Consider the following 16,581-nt stretch of genomic DNA (forward strand, 5'->3'; position numbering starts at 1 on the left):
CCGTGTGTCCGACCTCGCTTTAACCCCCCAGCCCTCTTACCACCCCGCAAACCCCCCCCCCCCCCGCCGGGGGGGGGGGGGGGCCCCGGCCCCCGGGGGGGGGGGGGGGCCCGGCCCCCCCCCCCCCCCCACCACCTGTCCACCATCTCCCGCCCACGCCTGGACCCGCACCGCCACGATCGTGTGCGCGAAGGCCCGCCTACTGGGCCGTGCCGGCAAGCAGCCACCGCCGGACGGGGATCTCCAGAAGCACCCGGCCGTCTCCCCGGCTGACATCCCACCCGCCGTACTTGCTCGCGAACGTGGTGACGATCGCGTCCGGGAACGCGCTGTGCACCTGGGCGACGCCCTCGGCCACGACCGGCGCGTCGCCGCCCTCCAGGGCCAGGGACACCCGGGGGTCAGCCAGGATATTGCCGACCTTGACACTGCGGCTGTCGCAGCCGATCCACCAGGTCCCGGTGGCGTAGACGAACCAGACCGGCGTCAGGCGCGGGGAACCGTCGCGCCGCACCGTACAGAGCCAGACGTTGCGCTCCCGCGACAGGCGGAGGACGACGTCGCTCGGCGGAGCGGGGGCGGGCCCGGTCATCCGGCAAGTGGATCACAACGGCTCGGCGAGGGTGCCGCGGCCCGGCGGAGCCGCGTCCACAGCCGCCGGGGCCCAGGACGGGCGCCAGGTCTCCGCCGGGAGCGGGGTCAGGCTCGCCAGGTGGTCGATGATCGCCCGCAGGTCGGGGTGCGGGTTCGCCCGGGGCAGGATGAGCGACAACGGGTACGCGAGCGTCGGACGCCCGATCGGGATGCGGCGCAGGTCGTGGTTCGCCGGCCAGAGGTACCTGTCGCGCGAGCCGACGAGGGTGGCCACGTCGGCGGAGTCCGCGAGGACGTCGAGCAGAACCTCGTCGCCGAAGTGCGGCCCCGCCGCGTCGATGCGGAGGTCGAAGTCGGTGGCGAGCTGGTCGTAGAAGTCCGCCCACTCGCTGCGCGCCCTGATGCCCGGCACCCAGATCCGATGGCCGCGCAGCCGCGCCGGGGTCAGTGCTCGTGCGGCGGCCAGCGGGTGCCGCGGGCCGACGAGGAGTTCCAGCGGGGAGTCGAACGCGTGGATCATCCGCAAGCCGCGCGGCAGGGCGGCCACGTCGGTGACCGAGCGGAACGAGGCGTCGATGTCGCCGGCCTGGATCGCCGCGGCGGCCTCGCGCGGATCGTCGACCCGCAGGGTCACCACGTCGAGGTTGGTTTCCGGATGCGACAGCCAGTAGTCGTGCAGGACGACGGCCTGCGCGGATCGCAGGCCCAGCACGTCGATCCGCAGGGCCCGCGAGCCCGGTCTGATCGCGGCGACGGCACTGTCGACTCCGGCGACGACGCCCCGGGCGTGCGGGAGGAGGGCCTGGCCGTCGAGCGTCAGCTCGACCCCTCGGGCGGTACGGGTGAACAACCGCACGTCGAGTTCCCGTTCGAGGGCCGCGATCCGCTTGGACACGGCCTGTTGCGTCACGCCGAGTTCGTCGGCGGCCTGTTGCAGCTGCCCCAGCTCCGCCGCCCGGACGAACGACCGCACCGCCTCGGTATCCACCTGTGGATTATGCCCAGCCACAACCTGTGGTTGTGACTCGCCCGGATACCCGTTGTTTGATCCTCCGGCGGCTCGTGCGGTGGGATGCCCCGACCGCAACGTCGGCTGTCAGGGGGAGGCGCATGCCTACACGGTTGGGGCCGGATTTCGGTCGGCTGTGGTCGGCCTACGGGGTCAGCGCCTACGGCACGTGGCTCGCCTTCGGCGCGTTTGCGCTGCTCGCGGTGCGGGTGCTGGACTCGTCGGCGTTCGCCGTGTCGCTGCTGGAGGCGGTCGGGCCGGCCGTCGCGGCGATCGTCGCCGTCGCGCTCGGGCCGTGGGTCGAGCACCGGGCCAAGCGCCCGGTGATGATCGGGATGGACCTGGTCCGGTTCGCCGCGATGGTGAGTGTGCCGATCGCGTACGCCCTCGGCGTGCTGTCCTACGGCCAACTGCTGGTTGTCTCGGTTGTCTCCGGGACGGCGAGCATCGCGTTCACCGCCGCGTCCGGCGCGTACCTGAAGCATCTCGTCCGAGGCGAGCACCTGCTGGTGGCGAACGGAAGGTTCGAGGGCACGACCTGGACGGCGACAGCGGTCGGCCCGCCCCTCGGCGGTGCGCTCGTCGGGTTGCTCGGCCCGGTCGTCACGGTCCTGGCCGACGCGCTGAGCTACCTGCTGTCCGCGTTCGCGGTGCTGCGTATCCGGGGCGGCGATGTCGCCTCGCCCCGCGACGGGGTCACCCGGCTGCGCCCCGCCGACCTGTCGCACGGGTGGCGACTCATCCTCGGCGACCGCGTGCTGCGGGGCCTGTTCCTCAACTCGGTGCTGGTCGGCGGCCTCATCATGGCCACCGCCCCGCTGCTGGCCGTCCTCCTGCTCGGCGAGTACCACCTCCCGGCCTGGCAGTACGGTCTCGCCTTCGGCATCCCGGCGCTCGGCGGGTTCGTCGGTGCCCGGCTGTCCGCCCGGCTCGCGCACCGGTACGGCCGGCACCGGGTCATGATCGTCTCCGGGTGGCTGCGATCGGTGTTCCCACTCGGTCTCGCGTTCGTCAGTCCCGGCGTCCCCGGGCTCCTCACCGTGATCATCGTCGAGGGCCTGCTGATCACCTGCATGGGCATCTTCAACCCGGTCCACGCGACCGAACGCCTGCAACGGACCCCGGTGTCGCACACCGCCCGGGTGCTGAGCACCTGGAGCGCCAGCAGCAGACTCCTGCAGGCCGTCCTGACGGTGAGCTGGGGCGCGCTCGCCGCCGGCACCAGCCCGCTGGCCGCGATCACCGTCGCCGGCGTACTCCTGCTCGCCACCCCGCTGCTGCTGCCCCGGCGGTCACAGTGGGCGAGCCCGGAGCCGGTCCCGCCGGCCGACGGCGTCCGGGTCGGGTGACCCACCCGGCGCGGCGGACCGGTCGCCCGGATCACCGGTCCTTGCGGAGCAGGACCGTCACCGCCGCGCCGTCGGCCGTGCCGAAGGTGCCCTCGGTGGGATGTCCCAGCGCCGCGCCGAGGGCGCGCACGTGCAGGTCGACCACCGCCTCCACCAGGTCGGCAAGTACCGACACGGTGCCGCGGCCCTGTCGCCAACCCGCCAGGCACAGGCCGAGGCCGATGACCAGCGCAGGCCACCACAGCAGGCCGAGCGTCAGGTACAGCAGCCCCCAGCCCACCCGTCGGGCGGCGGCGGTGAAGTCGGCCTGCGCCAGGGCGAGCGGGTCCCGGGCCTCCTCGGGCAGCAGCAACCACAGTCGGGGCCAGGCCGCGGCCAGGTCCAGGCCGTAGCAGGCCCGCACCCGTACCGCCGTGGCGAGCATGCGGTCACCGATCCAGGTCGGCCGGTCCGGCTCGGTCACCGCGATCCGGTCGCAGGCGCGGGCGAGCGCCTGGGTGTCCGGCAGCGGTCCGGTGGCGCCGTCGCCAGACCGCAACCGGCGTGCCTTGTCCCGCAGGGCCTGCTCGTAGCGGTCCACGGCGGCGTGCCAGCGGCGCCGCCGCCGACGGGCCACGACCTCGCCGGCCCGGCCCCAGTCCTGCGTCCACAGGGTCACGACCAGGCGTTGCAGGCTCTCCGCGGCCGTCGCGGCGACGACGCTGGCCAGCACGACACCGAGCACGATCAGCAGCGCGGAGCCGGTGCTCCGGGTCGGCGTCCCGAGGATGATCCGGTCCAGCTCCTGCCGCAGCAGCCGCAGGTCCCACCAGTGGGCGTGGCCGAGCCGCACCGCCGCGGCGTACACCGCCACGAACACCACACCGGGCAGCGCCAGCCCGGCGAGCCACCGCTCCGCCAGCTTGCCGCCGAGCGAGGCGATCACCGCGTTCACGTGTCCATCCGAAACGTCGTCAGCGGGCAGTCCCACACGGCGCAGCGCGGCGGGTCGGCGTCCGGCCGGGGGATCTCCACCCGGTCGCACAGATCACCGGGGCACACCTGGACCACCTCCGGGCGGCGGCCGTGGATGCCGGCCAGGGGCAGGTAGCGGTGTCCCCGGACGATCGGGTCACCACCGACCAGCCCGCCGACCCGCATCAACTCGGTCACCTCGGCGAACACCGCGTCCACGCCCTGGTCGGACCGCTGACGGTCGCGCAGTCGGGCCAGGGCCTGGGCCGGTGCCGGCCCGAGCAGGTCGCCCACCTGCGCGATGTCGGCGCAGATCCGGGCCAGCCGGGCCGCCCGGTCGTCGTCGAGTCGCCTGTCCGGCACCGAGTGACTCATCGGTTGATTATCTCCTGTCGATGTCGGCGCGCGGCTGGCAGGCTGGGGGCAACCGCGAGGGGAGGGTGCGCCAGTGAGTCGCTTTGCGAGGGACGCCGTCGACCACTGGCGTCGTGTCGCGGCCGGGCAGCGGCGCGGGGACCGGCGGTGGGCCGAGGCCCAGGTGGAGCTGGGGGCCGCGCTGCTCGACAGGTACGACGCGGACCGGGCGCGGGAGGGCCTGATCGAGGCCACCGTCGTGCTGGAGGCCGCGATCCGCACGATGGCCGACTCCTTCCTGGCTGAGGAGTTGGGTACGGCGCACGGTCTGCGCGCGCTGGCCACGTACACCGATGTGCTGCTGGCCAGAGCCCGGATCGAGAGTGAGCCCCAGCTGCTGGACATCGCCGAGCAGTATCTGCGGTTCGCGGAGGACACCTCTGCCGACCTCGGCAACAGCGCGGTGCTGATGCTCAAGACCTGCCAGGTCTTTCGGGTCCGGCACGACTTCGACGGCTCGGTCGACACGCTCTACCGGCTCACGGCCATCGCCACGATGGCCGAGCAGTGGATCAGCGAGGAGCAGCGGCCCGCGTTGCGAGGCATCCACGCGGAGGCGCTGTTGCGCGCCTACCAGCTCACCGGGGTGGAGGACTACGTCGACGAGGCGCTGGAGCTGCTGTCCCCGGTGGACACCGTCGGGCCCGACCAGGACCAGATCGTCGTGCTGCGAGCCAGGTGCCTGCTGGCCAGGGCGACCGGGACCACCCACACCGCCGATGTCGAACGGGCCGTCGCGCTGCTGCGGGAACACACCCCGCAGAGCTACGAGCCGCGTTTCCTGCTCGGGCAGACGTTGCTCACCCTGGTCGACCGCACCGGCCGCGCCGAGTTGCTCGGCCAGGCCTGGGAGGAGTTCGCCGCAGCGCTGAGCACCGTCGGAGAGCGGCACCCGCACCATCGGATGGCGCTCGCCAGCCTCTCCACCGTCGGCATGAAGACGCACCAGCTGACGGGTGACGTCTCTGCCCTGGAGGTCGCGATCGGCCTGCTACGCCGGGCGCTCGCGCTGTCCGTACGCGGCGAGGCCAACCATGCGTTGTACCTGGACCAGTTGGGCTACAGCCTCCGGCTGCTCTACGACGCCACCGGGGAGCCCGCCTATCTGGAAGAGGCTCTCGTCCTGCTGCGCGGAGCGCTGGACGCGCTGCCCGCGCGCGATCCGCGGCGTGTCGAGACCGGGTTGTCCATCGCCCAGGCGTTGCGGGCCACCTACCTGCGTACCGGCGAGAAAGCCCTGCTGACCGAGGCCACCGAGCAGGCGCTCGCCGCCGGGCGCATCGACTCCGGCGCGGTGCCGGTCCGGATCCAGGCCTTCGACAAGGCGGCCTACACGCTTACCGCGCTGGGTCGATGGAAGGAAGCGACGGATGCCTTCGACGAGGCCATCACGCTGCTGCCCCGGCTGGCCTCCCGGGGCCGTACCCGGCACGACCAGTACGCCGACCTCGGCTCGACGGCCGGGTTGGCGGCGACGGCCGCCTCCTGCGCGATCGGCGCCGGGCAGCCGGAGCGCGCTCTGGAGCTGCTGGAACGTGGTCGGGGCCTGCTGCTGCACCAGCGGTTGACGGCGGACGGCGAGTGGGCGGCACTGCAACGCGCCGACGGGCGTCTGGCGGCCGACTTCCAGCGGATGCGTCGGGACTTCGAAGCGCCCGTCCCCGAGTCCCCCCGACCCACCACCTTCGGCCGGGACCGGGAGACCGAGTGGAACGTGCTGCTGGCAACGATCCGGGAGTTGCCCGGCCTCGGTGGTTTTCTGCGCCCACCAAGCGCCCGGCAGCTGCTCGACCAGGTCGACCGGACCGTGATCGTGCCGATCGCGAGCGAGTTGCGCTGCGACGCGCTCATCCTGCGGGAGCACCGCGTGACGGTGCTGCCGCTACCGGATCTGTCGCTTGCCGACGCGATGACGCACCTGCGGCTGCTCCAGGAGGCCACCACCACCGCGTCCGACCCGGCGGCGGACGCCCGCAGCCGACTGCGCGCCCAGTCGGTGCTCACCGGCGTACTGGAATGGTTGTGGCAGGTCCTCGTCGGGCCGGTGCTGGACCGGGTCGACGCGCCCGGGGCAGCCGGCGAGTTGCCCCGCGTCTGGTGGTGCCCGGTCGGCCCGCTGGCGTTCTTCCCCCTGCACGCCGCCCAGGCCGGGGCCGGCCGGTCCGCCCTCGACCGGGTGGTCTCCTCCTACACGCCGACGGTGACAGCGCTCGCCCGCAAACCCACCGACCCGCGGCCGTCCCGGCCCGACGCCCGCTCCTGCGTCGTGGCGATGCGCGCCACCCCCGGCGGCCCGGGAGCGCTGCCCAGCGCCGAACGCGAGGCTGCGTCGGCGTCGGCAGCGCTACCCGGAGCGTGGCTCGGGCTGGACACGACGGCCACCCGGCAGCAGGTCCTGGACCGGTTGTCCGGCTCGGCGTACGCGCACTTCGCCTGCCACGCGGTGGCCGATCCGCACGACCCGGCGCAGGGCCGGCTGCTGGTGCACGACCACCAGGACAGCCCACTCACCGTGGCTGACGTGTCCCGGCTCGACCTGGACGCGGAGTTCGCCTTCCTGGCGGCCTGCGCGACCGCCCAGGCCCCGCTGACCCTTGTCGACGAGTCGCTGCACATCACCGGTGCCTTCCAGCTCGCCGGGTTCCGGCACGTCATCGGCACCCTGTGGGAGATCGACGACGCGGTCTCCCTCGCCCTGACCACCGCCTTCTACGCGCACGGCGACCCGACCGGCGCCCCGGCGTACGCGCTGCACTCGGCAGTGCGGGCGCTACGGGACCGCTACCCGGTGGCACCGACGCTGTGGGCGGCGCACATCCACACCGGCGGCTGACCGTCGCCCGCCGGCGTCGCCGCCCGGTCGGGGTCAGCGGGTGAGCCGGACCAGTTCCCGGGCCTTCTCCGTGTGCGGATGGGTCGGGCCGTGCACGCGTTCGCACCCGGCCAGCGCGGCCCGCGCCTCCTGGCCCGCCCGCCGGTCACCCGCCTCGACCAGCAGCATCGCGAAGAGAGTCCGCATCTCCAGGGTCGCCGGATGGTCCGCGCCCCGGCCCCGTTCGCTGTCCGGCAGGGTGTCGGCGAGCAACCGGATCGCCTCGGCCCGCCGGCCCACTCCGGCCAGCGCTCTGGCCAGCGAGTGCCGGGCGTGCAGGCGTACGCCATCGGTGTTGCCGAGCACGCGCCCGGCGTCGTCCGCGAGCGTTCGGGCCTCGTCGACCGCCTCGGCCGCCCGATCGGCGTCGAGCAGGACGACAAGCAGGTTGCTGCGGGCCTGGAGCGTCACCTGGTTGGTGGGGCCCAGCGTCCTGGTCAGCCGCCGGACCACGTCGCGCAGGGCCCGCTCGGCCTGCTTGCTGCGCCCCTGCAGGTGGTGGAGTCCGGCCAGCTTCATCTGGCAGGACAGGGTGTCCGGGTCGTCCCTGCCCAACGTCCGCACCATGCCGTCGGCGACCTGCCGCAGCAGCGGCTCGGCCTCGTCGAACCGACCCAGCTCGATGAGCACCCAGCCGAGGTTGTTTCCGCTGCGCAACGTCTCGGCGTCCCCGTCGCCGAGCACCCGGCGCCGCGCCTGGTAGACGTCTCGTTGCACCCGCTCCGCGTCGGCGTGCGAGCCGCGCTGCCAGAGCGCGAAGGCCAGGCTGTGCTTGTTGCGCAGGGTGTCCGGATGTGTCGGCCCCAGTGCGGAGCTGCGCAACCCGACGATCTCCTGGTAGACGGTCACGGCTTCGTCGATGTCGTTGGTGCGCATCAACTCCTGTGCGTAACGCGACCCCGCCTCCAACGTCCGGGCGTCTGTCGCGCCGTACTGGTCGTGATAGGCGTGGTACTGCAGCCCGAAGGCCGTCGGACCACCGATGGTCTCGGTAACCGAACGGCCGTCCTGGGTGACGGTTATCTCGATGACCGGCCCGGACGACGTCGATTCGCGGGGTGGCGCGTCGTCGCGTCTACGGCTGCGGTTGAACCATCTGCCCACCGCACGCACCTCCCGCAGTGTCGACGACCGTCCGACCCGTCCCCGATGGCAGGCTACGGGTCGACGTCACACCATATCGCTCCCGCTCGATTCCGTCTCGGTGGCGACCCGTGCGCCCGGGCGGCGGCCGGGCAGTCAGGAGGCCGACAGTGCACGTCAGCCTGGCCACCAGCGCCGGCCGGACCGACCGGGGCAACGAGGACTTCGTCGGTGCGGTGCCCGGCGCTGTCGTCCTGCTGGACGGCGCCGGCATCCCGGGAGCGGAGTCGCTCTGCCGGCACGGGGTCGCCTGGTACACCCACCGCCTCGGCGGCGCGCTGCTCGGCCTGCTGTCGGCCGGCGACGGACGGGACCTCGCGGCCGCCCTCGCCACCGCCATCGACGAGGTCGCCGCCGCACACCGGCACACCTGCGACATCGTGGATCCCCGTAGCCCGCAGGCGACAGTCGTACTGGCCCGCGCCCACCGGGGCCGGCTGGACTATCTGCTCCTCGCGGACTCCTACCTCGTCCTCGACCAGACCGACGGCGGCCCGCAGGTGATCACCGACGAGCGTGAGGTGGTCGCCCGGCGCGACTGTTCCGTGCCGCTGAGCGGTGTCGCCCGGGGGACACCGGAGTACGACAGCGTCCGCGCCTCCTGCGCCACGGCGCTGCGCGCCCGCCGGAACCGGCCGGGCGGCTACTGGATCGCCAAGGACGACCCCCGGGCGGCGTGGGAGGCGGTGACCGGCAGCCGGCGCCTCGCCGACCTGAACGGCATCGCGCTGCTCAGCAACGGCGCCAGCCGCCTCGTCGACCCGTACCGCCGGACCGACTGGCAAGGTGTGCTGGACCTGCTCGCCGCCGACGGCCCGGCCGGCCTCATCCGTCGCGTCCGGCAGGCCGAAGCCGAAGCCGGCGGCGGCCCCGATGGTCAGGCACCGGACGACGCCACTGTGGCGTACTGCCCGCACCTGTCGGGCTGAGGACCCTCCATCAGCAGGCTCGCGGGACCAGGAACCACCCACCCCAGTACGCTCGGTAGGTTCTGGTGCGCCAGACGCGACGGAGGCGGGGTTGGTGGCGGTTCTACGGGTGACAACTCGCAATGCGCGGTTCCAACAGTGGGAGGCGCTGTTGGGCAACCGCACCAAGCGTCAGCGCAGCGGCGAGTTCCTCGTTCAGGGCGTCCGACCCATCACGCTGGCGATCCAACTCGGGTGGCAGGTCCGCCAGCTCCTCTACAACGCGGACGCGCACCTGTCCGCCTGGGCGCGCGAGACCCTCGACGCGGCCGGTGCGACAGTGGTCGCCGTCGCCGGCGAGCTGATGGTCGAGCTGGGCGGCAAGGCGGACACCGCCCCGGAGTTGCTCGCCGTCGTGGCGTTGCCCGATGACGACCTCGGTCGCATCCCGGCCGGTCCGGACCTGCTCGCCGTCGTGTTCGACAGGCCCACCAGTCCCGGCAACATCGGGACGCTGGTCCGCTCGGCGGACGCCTTCGGCGCCGGTGGCGTCATCGTCACCGGCCACGCCGCCGACGTCTACGACCCCAGGTCGGTCCGGGCCAGCACGGGCTCGCTCTTCTCCGTCCCCGCGGTGCGGGTGCCCTCGCACCGGGCGGTGCTCGACTGGGTCGAGGCGATCCGCGCCGACGGCGTCGACGTGCAGGTGGTGGGGACCGACGAGAGTGGTGCGGTGGAGGCGGCGGAGTACGACTTCACCAGGCCGACCCTGCTGGTGGTCGGCAACGAGACGGCCGGGCTGAGTTCGGCGTGGCGCGACGCCTGCGACCACCTGATCCGGATCCCCATGGTGGGCATGGCCAGCTCCCTGAACGCCGCCACGGCCGGATCGGTCGTCCTGTACGAGTCGGCCCGCCAGCGGGCCCACAAATGACGGCTTCCGCGCGTCAGGGGATGAGCCGGTCGAGCAGTTCGAAACGCTCGTACGGCTGGTCGTAGTCGCCGAAGTGCCCGTCGTCGCGCACGATCTGGGTGCCGCCGAGTCGCTCGAACATGGCGCGCCCCTGGCGGTCGTCGCAGCCGTACGGGTCCTTTGTCGAGTTGATGAAGTAGATGTCGCGCACGTGGGACCGGATCGCGGCCCAGTCGTAGCTCTGCTGCAGGACCGGTTCCTCGCTGGTGTTGGGCGGGGTGCAGTAGCCGGCGACCAGGATCGCCTGGGCGACTGTCGCGTCGATGTGCTCAAGGAGCGCCAGCAGGAGCGCCGCGCCGCCGGAGTGGCCCACCAGGACGGTGTCCTCGTCGAAGCGGTGCCCGTCGAGCACCTTCGGCAGGAAGGTGGCGATCGGCTCGACGTTGATGCCCGGGTGGTGCGGCACCTCGACCGCGTACCCCCGGGCCTCCAGTCGCCTGGCCAGCCAGCGGTACCAGACGACGTCCGGGTTGCCGCCGGTCCCGTGGAAGATGATCGCCCTGCGCCCCACAGTGCCCCCTTCGGATCGACGTCCAGATCCAACCACGTGATCCGCCCGAGCGCCTCCGGCGCCCCGCGAGGCGAGAACCCGAGCAGTCAGGGAATCAGGACGATCAGCACAACCGCGAGCAGCAACGTGGCCGGCAGCAGCCAGCGGACGACCGCGAGCAGCATGGGTGGGGTGGTGAAGGGCTCCGCACCGGTGCGTGGGTCGATGATCCGATCAGCGAAGATGCGATCCGAGGCGATCGGCCACCATGCGGCGGCCAGCAGAAACAGGCCTGCGGTCAGTAGTGTCACCGCCGAGACATGGGCGATCGGCGTGGACCACAGCACCACCGGGGCCGCCGGCACCATGGGTACGACCGCCATGAGAATCGCCCGGGCCCGGCCACGGCGGAACAGCGCCGGACGGAACACGACTGCCAGGACGAGCGGGAACACGGCGGTGCCGACAGCGACACCCGCCACCTGCCCGAAGGTCACCTCGGCCGGCCCGCTGTGCACCAGCCCGTCTACCCCGTCGAGAAGCGCGAAGACTCCGGTCAGTGTCGCGAACGCCTGAGCGGTGGGCAGCAGAATCTTGCGTACCGCATCCCCCGGGCGTCGGCCCGGGGCGTGTACGTCTGTCAGTGACTGGGCGTAGGTGATGGGGTCGCCGAATTCTTCGGTGGGCGTCTGGCCGCTGTCGGCGCAGTAGGCGTCCACCTCGGCCAGCACCTCACCGATGCGGTTGCCGGGCACCTCCCGCAGCCGCAGTTCGGTGATGAGGGTGTCGCGCCACGGGTCCATCACCTGACGAGCATGAATCATGGCGTCTCCTGGGAGGTCGTGAGCGTGCGCTTGGTCGCGTCCACGAACCGGTCCCAGTCCCGGGAGCGGTTCGCCAGGTCACGGTGACCTGCTGGGGTGAGAGCGAAGTACTTGCGGCCCGGGCCCGCAGCCCCGGTCTGCCACGTCGAACGCACGAGCCCGTCCATCTCCAGCCGAGCGAGCAGCGGATAGAGAGTCCCGCCCTTGACGGTGCCGAGCCCGGCATCGTCCAGTCGTTGAGCGATGGCGTAGCCGTACTCCGGTCCGTCGGCCAGCACGCCGAGCACGCAGAGAGTGAGTGCCCCTCTGAGCCATTCGGCGGGCCACTGAGTCACGCATAGATAGTATGGCAATCTAGATTGCCACACAACCTATCGTGGGTGGCGCGCTCCAGGAGCCGGTGTCAGCCCAGCGGCACCTGCGCCGGCCGCTCGGCGGTCCCGGCGGCACGCACACCCTCGGGAGTGGCGATCGGGGTGGCGACGATCCGGCTGGGCAGCACCGGCGCGTCCCGGCCCGTGCCGCGCCGGTCGCCGCCGGAGGACTGCTCGTGGTAGTCCTGCTCGACGTTGACCGTCCAGACGTCATGCGTAGTGCCGGTGGCGATGTTCTCGGCGGTGAGCATCGCGGTGAGCATCGAGTGGTCCTGGTTGTTGTAGCGGTGCATGCCGTTGCGCCCCACCGGGTGCACGTTCGGCACCGCCTCGGCCAGCCACCCCCGGATCACGTCCACGTTGTGCTGGTAGCGCTCGTCGTACACCGGGTAGGCCTTCGGCATCCGCACGACGTAGCCGGCCTCCACCACGCCGGGCCGCGCCAACCCCAGCCGCTCCAGCTCCGCGGTGGCCAGGGTCACGAGGTCGGCATCCGGGGTACGCCACATCTCGTCGTCCTCGAACACGAAGTACTCCAGGCCCAGGCAGGTGCGGCCGTCCTTGACCAGGTACGGCGACCAGGAGCCGAAGTTCTGGATCCGGCCCACCCGCACCCCCGGATCGTGTACGTAGATCCAGTTGTCCGGGAACGAGAACTCCGCCGGCACCACCAGCGCGACCGTCAGGAAGTCGCGGTAGCGCAGGTCGGCGGCGCAGGCCAGCACCTCCGGCGGCGCCGGCGGGTGAAGCGCGGACACCAGCTCCGAGATCGGCATCGACGAGATCACGTGGTCGGCCGCCTCGGTGCGTTGCCCGCCAGTGCCGTTCACCGTCACGCTTATCGCTCGCCGGCGTGCCGGGTCGCGGTGCACGGCGGTGACCCAGCTGCCTGTGGAGATGTGCCCGCCACGGTGGCGCACCTGCTCCGCGCAGCGCTCCCACATCATCCCCGGCCCGTACTTCGGGTACTGGAACTGCTCGATCAGGCTTGTCACGTCAGTGCGGTACCGCTTGGGCAGCAGCGCGTTGCGGATCGCCGTGGCCAGTGACAGGTTCTTGATCCGCTGCGCGGCCCAGTCCGCCTGCAACCGGTCCGCCGGCATCCCCCAGACCTTCTCGGTGTACGTCTTGAAGAAGATCGAATACAGCCGCCAGCCGAACCGGGCCGACACCCAGCCCTCGAAGTGCGACTGGTCCCGGGGCGGCCGGAGCCGGGCGTGGGCGTACGAGCCGAGGCAGCGGGCCGCCTCCGACAGCCCCAGGTTGCGCAGGGCGTTGCCGGCGCTGAGCGGGTAGTTGAACAGGGCGCCCCGGTAGAAGATCCGGCTCATCCGGGGCCGGGTCAGGAAGTCCTCGTCGGGCAGGATCTCGTGCCAGAACGCCTCCACCCGGGGCACCTTCGTGAAGAACCGGTGCCCGCCGATGTCGAACCGCCACCCGTCGCGTTCCACGGTCCGGCTGATCCCGCCGACCACCTCGTCGGCCTCGAAGACCCGCACCGTCCGGCCGTGCCGGAGCAGTTCGTACGCCGCCGTGAGCCCTGCCGGTCCCGCGCCGATGACCACCGTGCCGTGCTGCTCGCCCATGCCGCCGCACTCCCTGTCCTGCGTCATCGTCGGAGGCGCCGCGCCTACCCGTTCTGCGCCGAATGTCACTCCCGGTCAACGATCGTTTCCGCTCCGGAGTGGCGTCTGGCGGCGTACAACGGGTTGGCCCACACTCCTGTGCGGCGGGTGGACCGGCGAACCGGGGGGCGGGGCGGATGCACCGGTGGCGGAGCGGCGCGGCGACGCTGGCCGTCCGAGTGGCCGCGGCAGGCCGGGTCGGAGCGCGGCTGGCCCGCCGGGTGCCGCCGCCCTGGCCGTACGTGATCGGCCTGTTCCTCGGCGCGAAGCTGCTGCTCACCCTGCTCGGGCTCCTGGTCCTGCACTCGTGGGACGGCGTGCCCGGGGCGCCGCCGCCGGACGAGGCGCTGATGTGGGCGCAGCAGCGCGACATCTCCGGGCACCGGTGGATCTCCTTCTGGTTCGCCTGGGACGGGCTGCTCTACCTGCGGCTGAGCGAGCTGCCCCTGACCGGGCCGTGGCGGGACTTCGGCTTTCCGCTGCTCTACCCGTTCCTGGCCCGGCCGGTCGGCGCGCTGCTCGGCGGCGACAACGCGTTGGCCCTGCTGTTGATCAGCAACGTCGCGTTCCTGCTGGCGCTCTGGTACGGCTACCGGCTGGCCGAGGTGCTGCTCGGCGACCCGCCCGCGGCCCGCCGGTTCACCAGGTACCTGGTGTTGCTGCCGACCGCGTTCCTGTTCCAGGCGGCGCTGACCGAGTCGCTCTTCGTCTGTCTCGCGTTGGCCGCGTTCTACCACGCCGAGCGACGCCAATGGCTGCTGGTCGGTGTGCTGGGCTACTTCCTGGCGATGAGCCGATCGGTCGGCCTGCTCGTCGCGCTGCCGCTGGCCCTGGTCCTGCTGCGCCAGCACGACTGGCGGCTCGGCCCCCGCGCCCTGCTCGGCCACCTACGCACCGGCTGGCCGTTGCTGCTGCTGCCCGCCGGCTGGTTCACCTTCATGGCGTTCTGCCGCTGGCGCGGCGGGGACTGGTTCGCCTACCAGCACGCCCAGCAGACCGGATGGGGCATCGAGGTGCAGAACCCGTTGCCGGTGCTGCTGAACGGGCTGGCCGGGGAGCCCCGCGACGCCGCCCGGGTCCTCTTCGCCGTGGCCGTGTTGGCAGTCCTGGTCGCCGGGTTCCGCCGCCGGGAACTGGCCTACCTGGTGTACGGCGTACTCATGGTGCTGGTGCCGCTGTCGATGGGCCCGGCGGTGTACCGGAGCCTGCTGCGGTACCTGCTCGCCGCGTTCCCGGTGGCCCTGGTGTTGGCCCGGTGGGCCCGCCACGGCGGCATCGACGTGTGGCTGACCGCGAGCCTCGCCGTGGTGCAGGGTGCGTTGTTCGTGCTCTGGCTCACCTACTGGACCCACATGATCATCTGATTGGGCTGGCCGTCGACCGGGCAGAAGGTGGGGGTGAGCGAGCCGCTGGTGCGCCTCGACGACCTCGGGGCCTGGTTGATCAAGGGCAACGCCGACCTGGTCGACCTGACCACCCGGTTCGCCCGGGACCCGCAGGTGACACGTTGGTGCGTACGCCCCGGCTACCGGGCGCGGCTGATGGGCGCCGGACAACCTGTCGTCTTCTGGGCCAGCGGCAGTCGCACGCGACTGCCCTACGGGTTGTGGGGGATCGGTCGGGTCACCGGGCCGGCCGAGCCAGGCCCGCCGGGGCAGCCCTGGTCGGTGCCGCTGGACCTGCCCATCCTCGCCGAACGGGACCGGGTGCCCCGGCGGCGACTCCGCGCTGACGAGCGGCTCGCCGCCCTGGAGGTGTTCCGTCAACCGCAGGCGGGCAACCCGTCGTACCTGACAGTGGCGCAGTTCGCGGCACTGCGTACCCACCTGCCCGGCTGAGCGCGCGGACAGCCGGGGCCCGGCGGGGACCACGGCGACGAGCCTGTGCGAGGCTGCTCCCCGTCCCTGGCGCCCTACCCGAGTGGAGGTCCGGTGTTCGCCCTGCCGCTGACCGAGGGGGTCGAGCTGCGCCCGCTGAACCCGTGGCGGGCCGAGGAGTTCCTCGCCCACCTGGACCGGGCCCGGGAGCACATCCAGCCCTGGGTGTCGCCGTCGTTCGTCGCCACCGACCTGCCGTCGGCCCGCGCGGTCTTGCAGCGGTACGCCGACCGGTGGGCCAGCGACACCGGCGGCATCTGGGGGCTGTGGTGGCACGGCACGCTCGTCGGCGGCGTCATGTTCGTGTCGTTCGACGTCGTGCTCGGCATCTGCGAGGTCGGCTGCTGGCTGGAGCCGGCGGCACAGGGACGGGGCATTGTCGCCCCGGCGATCCGCCGGATCGTCGACTGGGCGGTCCGCGAGCGCGGCATCAAGCGGGTCGAGTGGCGGACCAATGCCGCAAACGCCCGCAGCATCGCCCTGGCCCGCCGCCTCGGCCTGCGCCACGACGGCACCCTGCGCCAGCTCTACCCGAGCCCGCGCGGACGCATCGACCTGGAGGTCTGGTCGGTCCTCGCCGACGAGTGGCTGGCCCAGCCCGCCACCTCGCAGCCGACAGTCCACTGACGACGGCGCTTTTGTCGTACCCCGGCGGCACCATCCATCCATGGCCGTCCCCGCGCTCACCCCCCGTCCCGACCCGCCGCGTTCCGTGCCGCTGCGTGAGGCGCGCACCCGGTTCGGTCAGCTCGTCGCGCTCGCCGAGCTGACCGACGCGGTCACCGTCGTCACCCGCGACGGTGATCCCCGCCCGGTCGCCGCGATCGTTCCCGCCGTGGCCGCCCGCAGCGGCGCCCAGGCCCGCGCCGACGCCGACCGGCTCGCCACTGTCACCGCTGGCTGGGCGCGCCGGCTCGACGAGCAGCACCGCCGCAGCACCCAACGGCACGCCGCCGAGCTGGCCGCGATCCGCACCGCGCTGGCCGAGGCGTGGGCCGAGCTGGATCGCCGGGTCGTCCCGGGCAGCGACCCCACGCTGGCCCGACTGCGCGCGGCACACCACGACCTGCTCGCCGGCTGACCGCATCCACGGGCCGCTCGTCCGCCGACCGCGTCGGGCCGGCTCACCGCGTGCGCGCCGGCTGTGCCGCCCGCGCGGGCCGGCGGGTCCGTGG

Annotated in this window: 17 protein-coding genes; 8 read left to right on the plus strand and 9 right to left on the minus strand. The window is 72.7% G+C overall.

Translation table 11 applies throughout. The features are described from left to right. Positions 1-199: 199 nt before the first annotated feature. Together AB0B85_RS20300 and AB0B85_RS20305 are read right to left on the minus strand one after the other, a co-directional pair. Complete coding sequence (locus tag AB0B85_RS20300) at positions 200-592, minus strand: pyridoxamine 5'-phosphate oxidase family protein (protein ID WP_357409440.1); 393 nt, start codon at positions 590-592, stop codon at positions 200-202. A gap of 12 nt (positions 593-604) precedes the next feature. Continuing rightward, positions 605-1,582 (minus strand): LysR family transcriptional regulator, encoded by a 978-nt coding sequence (locus tag AB0B85_RS20305; protein WP_357409442.1) that lies wholly within the window; start codon positions 1,580-1,582, stop codon positions 605-607. 122 nt (positions 1,583-1,704) lie between these two features. Between AB0B85_RS20305 and AB0B85_RS20310 the strand changes: the two genes are divergently transcribed. Next, entirely contained in the window at positions 1,705-2,952 is a 1,248-nt protein-coding gene (locus AB0B85_RS20310) for an MFS transporter (protein WP_357409444.1), read from the plus strand. Between the two features lie 31 nt (positions 2,953-2,983). On the opposite strand, the gene AB0B85_RS20315 is transcribed toward AB0B85_RS20310, so the two are convergent. Then, positions 2,984-3,886 (minus strand): hypothetical protein, encoded by a 903-nt coding sequence (locus AB0B85_RS20315; protein ID WP_357409446.1) that lies wholly within the window; start codon positions 3,884-3,886, stop codon positions 2,984-2,986. Then, positions 3,883-4,281, minus strand: a complete 399-nt coding sequence (locus tag AB0B85_RS20320; protein ID WP_357409448.1) for a hypothetical protein — start codon at positions 4,279-4,281, stop codon at positions 3,883-3,885. The genes AB0B85_RS20315 and AB0B85_RS20320 overlap by 4 nt, the downstream gene beginning before the upstream one ends. A gap of 73 nt (positions 4,282-4,354) precedes the next feature. Between AB0B85_RS20320 and AB0B85_RS20325 the strand changes: the two genes are divergently transcribed. After that, positions 4,355-7,153 (plus strand): CHAT domain-containing protein, encoded by a 2,799-nt coding sequence (locus tag AB0B85_RS20325; protein WP_357409450.1) that lies wholly within the window; start codon positions 4,355-4,357, stop codon positions 7,151-7,153. A gap of 33 nt (positions 7,154-7,186) precedes the next feature. Here AB0B85_RS20325 and AB0B85_RS20330 read toward each other — a convergent pair whose 3' ends face one another. Then, positions 7,187-8,296, minus strand: coding sequence for a tetratricopeptide repeat protein (locus AB0B85_RS20330; protein WP_357409452.1), 1,110 nt, complete (start codon positions 8,294-8,296; stop codon positions 7,187-7,189). A 149-nt stretch (positions 8,297-8,445) separates the two neighbouring features. Here AB0B85_RS20330 and AB0B85_RS20335 point away from each other — a divergent pair, with 149 nt between their 5' ends. Both AB0B85_RS20335 and AB0B85_RS20340 read left to right on the plus strand, forming a co-directional pair. Then, positions 8,446-9,264 (plus strand): hypothetical protein, encoded by an 819-nt coding sequence (locus AB0B85_RS20335; protein WP_357409454.1) that lies wholly within the window; start codon positions 8,446-8,448, stop codon positions 9,262-9,264. A gap of 91 nt (positions 9,265-9,355) precedes the next feature. Next, positions 9,356-10,177, plus strand: a complete 822-nt coding sequence (locus AB0B85_RS20340; RefSeq protein WP_357409456.1) for an RNA methyltransferase — start codon at positions 9,356-9,358, stop codon at positions 10,175-10,177. A 13-nt stretch (positions 10,178-10,190) separates the two neighbouring features. Here AB0B85_RS20340 and AB0B85_RS20345 read toward each other — a convergent pair whose 3' ends face one another. The 4 genes from AB0B85_RS20345 to AB0B85_RS20360 form a co-directional block, all read right to left on the minus strand. Continuing rightward, positions 10,191-10,727, minus strand: a complete 537-nt coding sequence (locus AB0B85_RS20345) for an alpha/beta hydrolase (RefSeq protein ID WP_357409458.1) — start codon at positions 10,725-10,727, stop codon at positions 10,191-10,193. Between the two features lie 86 nt (positions 10,728-10,813). After that, positions 10,814-11,530 carry a hypothetical protein gene (locus AB0B85_RS20350; RefSeq protein WP_357409460.1) on the minus strand — a complete coding sequence of 239 codons (717 nt, stop codon included), beginning with the start codon at positions 11,528-11,530 and terminating at the stop codon, positions 10,814-10,816. Beyond that, positions 11,527-11,865 (minus strand): PadR family transcriptional regulator, encoded by a 339-nt coding sequence (locus AB0B85_RS20355; RefSeq protein WP_357409462.1) that lies wholly within the window; start codon positions 11,863-11,865, stop codon positions 11,527-11,529. Before AB0B85_RS20355 ends, AB0B85_RS20350 begins: the two co-directional genes overlap by 4 nt. A gap of 68 nt (positions 11,866-11,933) precedes the next feature. Then, on the minus strand, positions 11,934-13,490 hold the full coding sequence (locus AB0B85_RS20360; RefSeq protein WP_357409607.1) for an NAD(P)/FAD-dependent oxidoreductase: 1,557 nt from the start codon (positions 13,488-13,490) through the stop codon (positions 11,934-11,936). A 176-nt stretch (positions 13,491-13,666) separates the two neighbouring features. Here AB0B85_RS20360 and AB0B85_RS20365 point away from each other — a divergent pair, with 176 nt between their 5' ends. From AB0B85_RS20365 to AB0B85_RS20380, 4 genes are all read left to right on the plus strand, one after another. Beyond that, positions 13,667-14,893 carry a hypothetical protein gene (locus AB0B85_RS20365; RefSeq protein ID WP_357409464.1) on the plus strand — a complete coding sequence of 409 codons (1,227 nt, stop codon included), beginning with the start codon at positions 13,667-13,669 and terminating at the stop codon, positions 14,891-14,893. Positions 14,894-14,926: 33 nt separating this feature from the next. Further along, entirely contained in the window at positions 14,927-15,367 is a 441-nt protein-coding gene (locus tag AB0B85_RS20370) for a hypothetical protein (RefSeq protein ID WP_357409466.1), read from the plus strand. Between the two features lie 93 nt (positions 15,368-15,460). Further along, complete coding sequence (locus tag AB0B85_RS20375) at positions 15,461-16,033, plus strand: GNAT family protein (protein WP_357409468.1); 573 nt, start codon at positions 15,461-15,463, stop codon at positions 16,031-16,033. 40 nt (positions 16,034-16,073) lie between these two features. Then, entirely contained in the window at positions 16,074-16,487 is a 414-nt protein-coding gene (locus tag AB0B85_RS20380) for a type II toxin-antitoxin system Phd/YefM family antitoxin (RefSeq protein WP_357409470.1), read from the plus strand. The last annotated feature ends 94 nt before the right edge of the window (positions 16,488-16,581 follow it).

This window comes from Micromonospora sp. NPDC049044, from assembly GCF_040649215.1.
GTDB lineage: Bacteria > Actinomycetota > Actinomycetes > Mycobacteriales > Micromonosporaceae > Micromonospora.

What these genes read in the sequence shown, in the direction of transcription:
- AB0B85_RS20320 (WP_357409448.1), bottom strand. Translation starts at nt 4,281, where the DNA reads ATGAGTCACTCGGTGCCGGACAGGCGACTCGACGACGACCGGGCGGCC.
- AB0B85_RS20310 (WP_357409444.1), top strand. Translation starts at nt 1,705, where the DNA reads ATGCCTACACGGTTGGGGCCGGATTTCGGTCGGCTGTGGTCGGCCTAC.
- AB0B85_RS20380 (WP_357409470.1), top strand. Translation starts at nt 16,074, where the DNA reads ATGGCCGTCCCCGCGCTCACCCCCCGTCCCGACCCGCCGCGTTCCGTG.
- AB0B85_RS20300 (WP_357409440.1), bottom strand. Translation starts at nt 592, where the DNA reads ATGACCGGGCCCGCCCCCGCTCCGCCGAGCGACGTCGTCCTCCGCCTG.
- AB0B85_RS20350 (WP_357409460.1), bottom strand. Translation starts at nt 11,530, where the DNA reads ATGATTCATGCTCGTCAGGTGATGGACCCGTGGCGCGACACCCTCATC.
- AB0B85_RS20365 (WP_357409464.1), top strand. Translation starts at nt 13,667, where the DNA reads ATGCACCGGTGGCGGAGCGGCGCGGCGACGCTGGCCGTCCGAGTGGCC.
- AB0B85_RS20360 (WP_357409607.1), bottom strand. Translation starts at nt 13,490, where the DNA reads ATGGGCGAGCAGCACGGCACGGTGGTCATCGGCGCGGGACCGGCAGGG.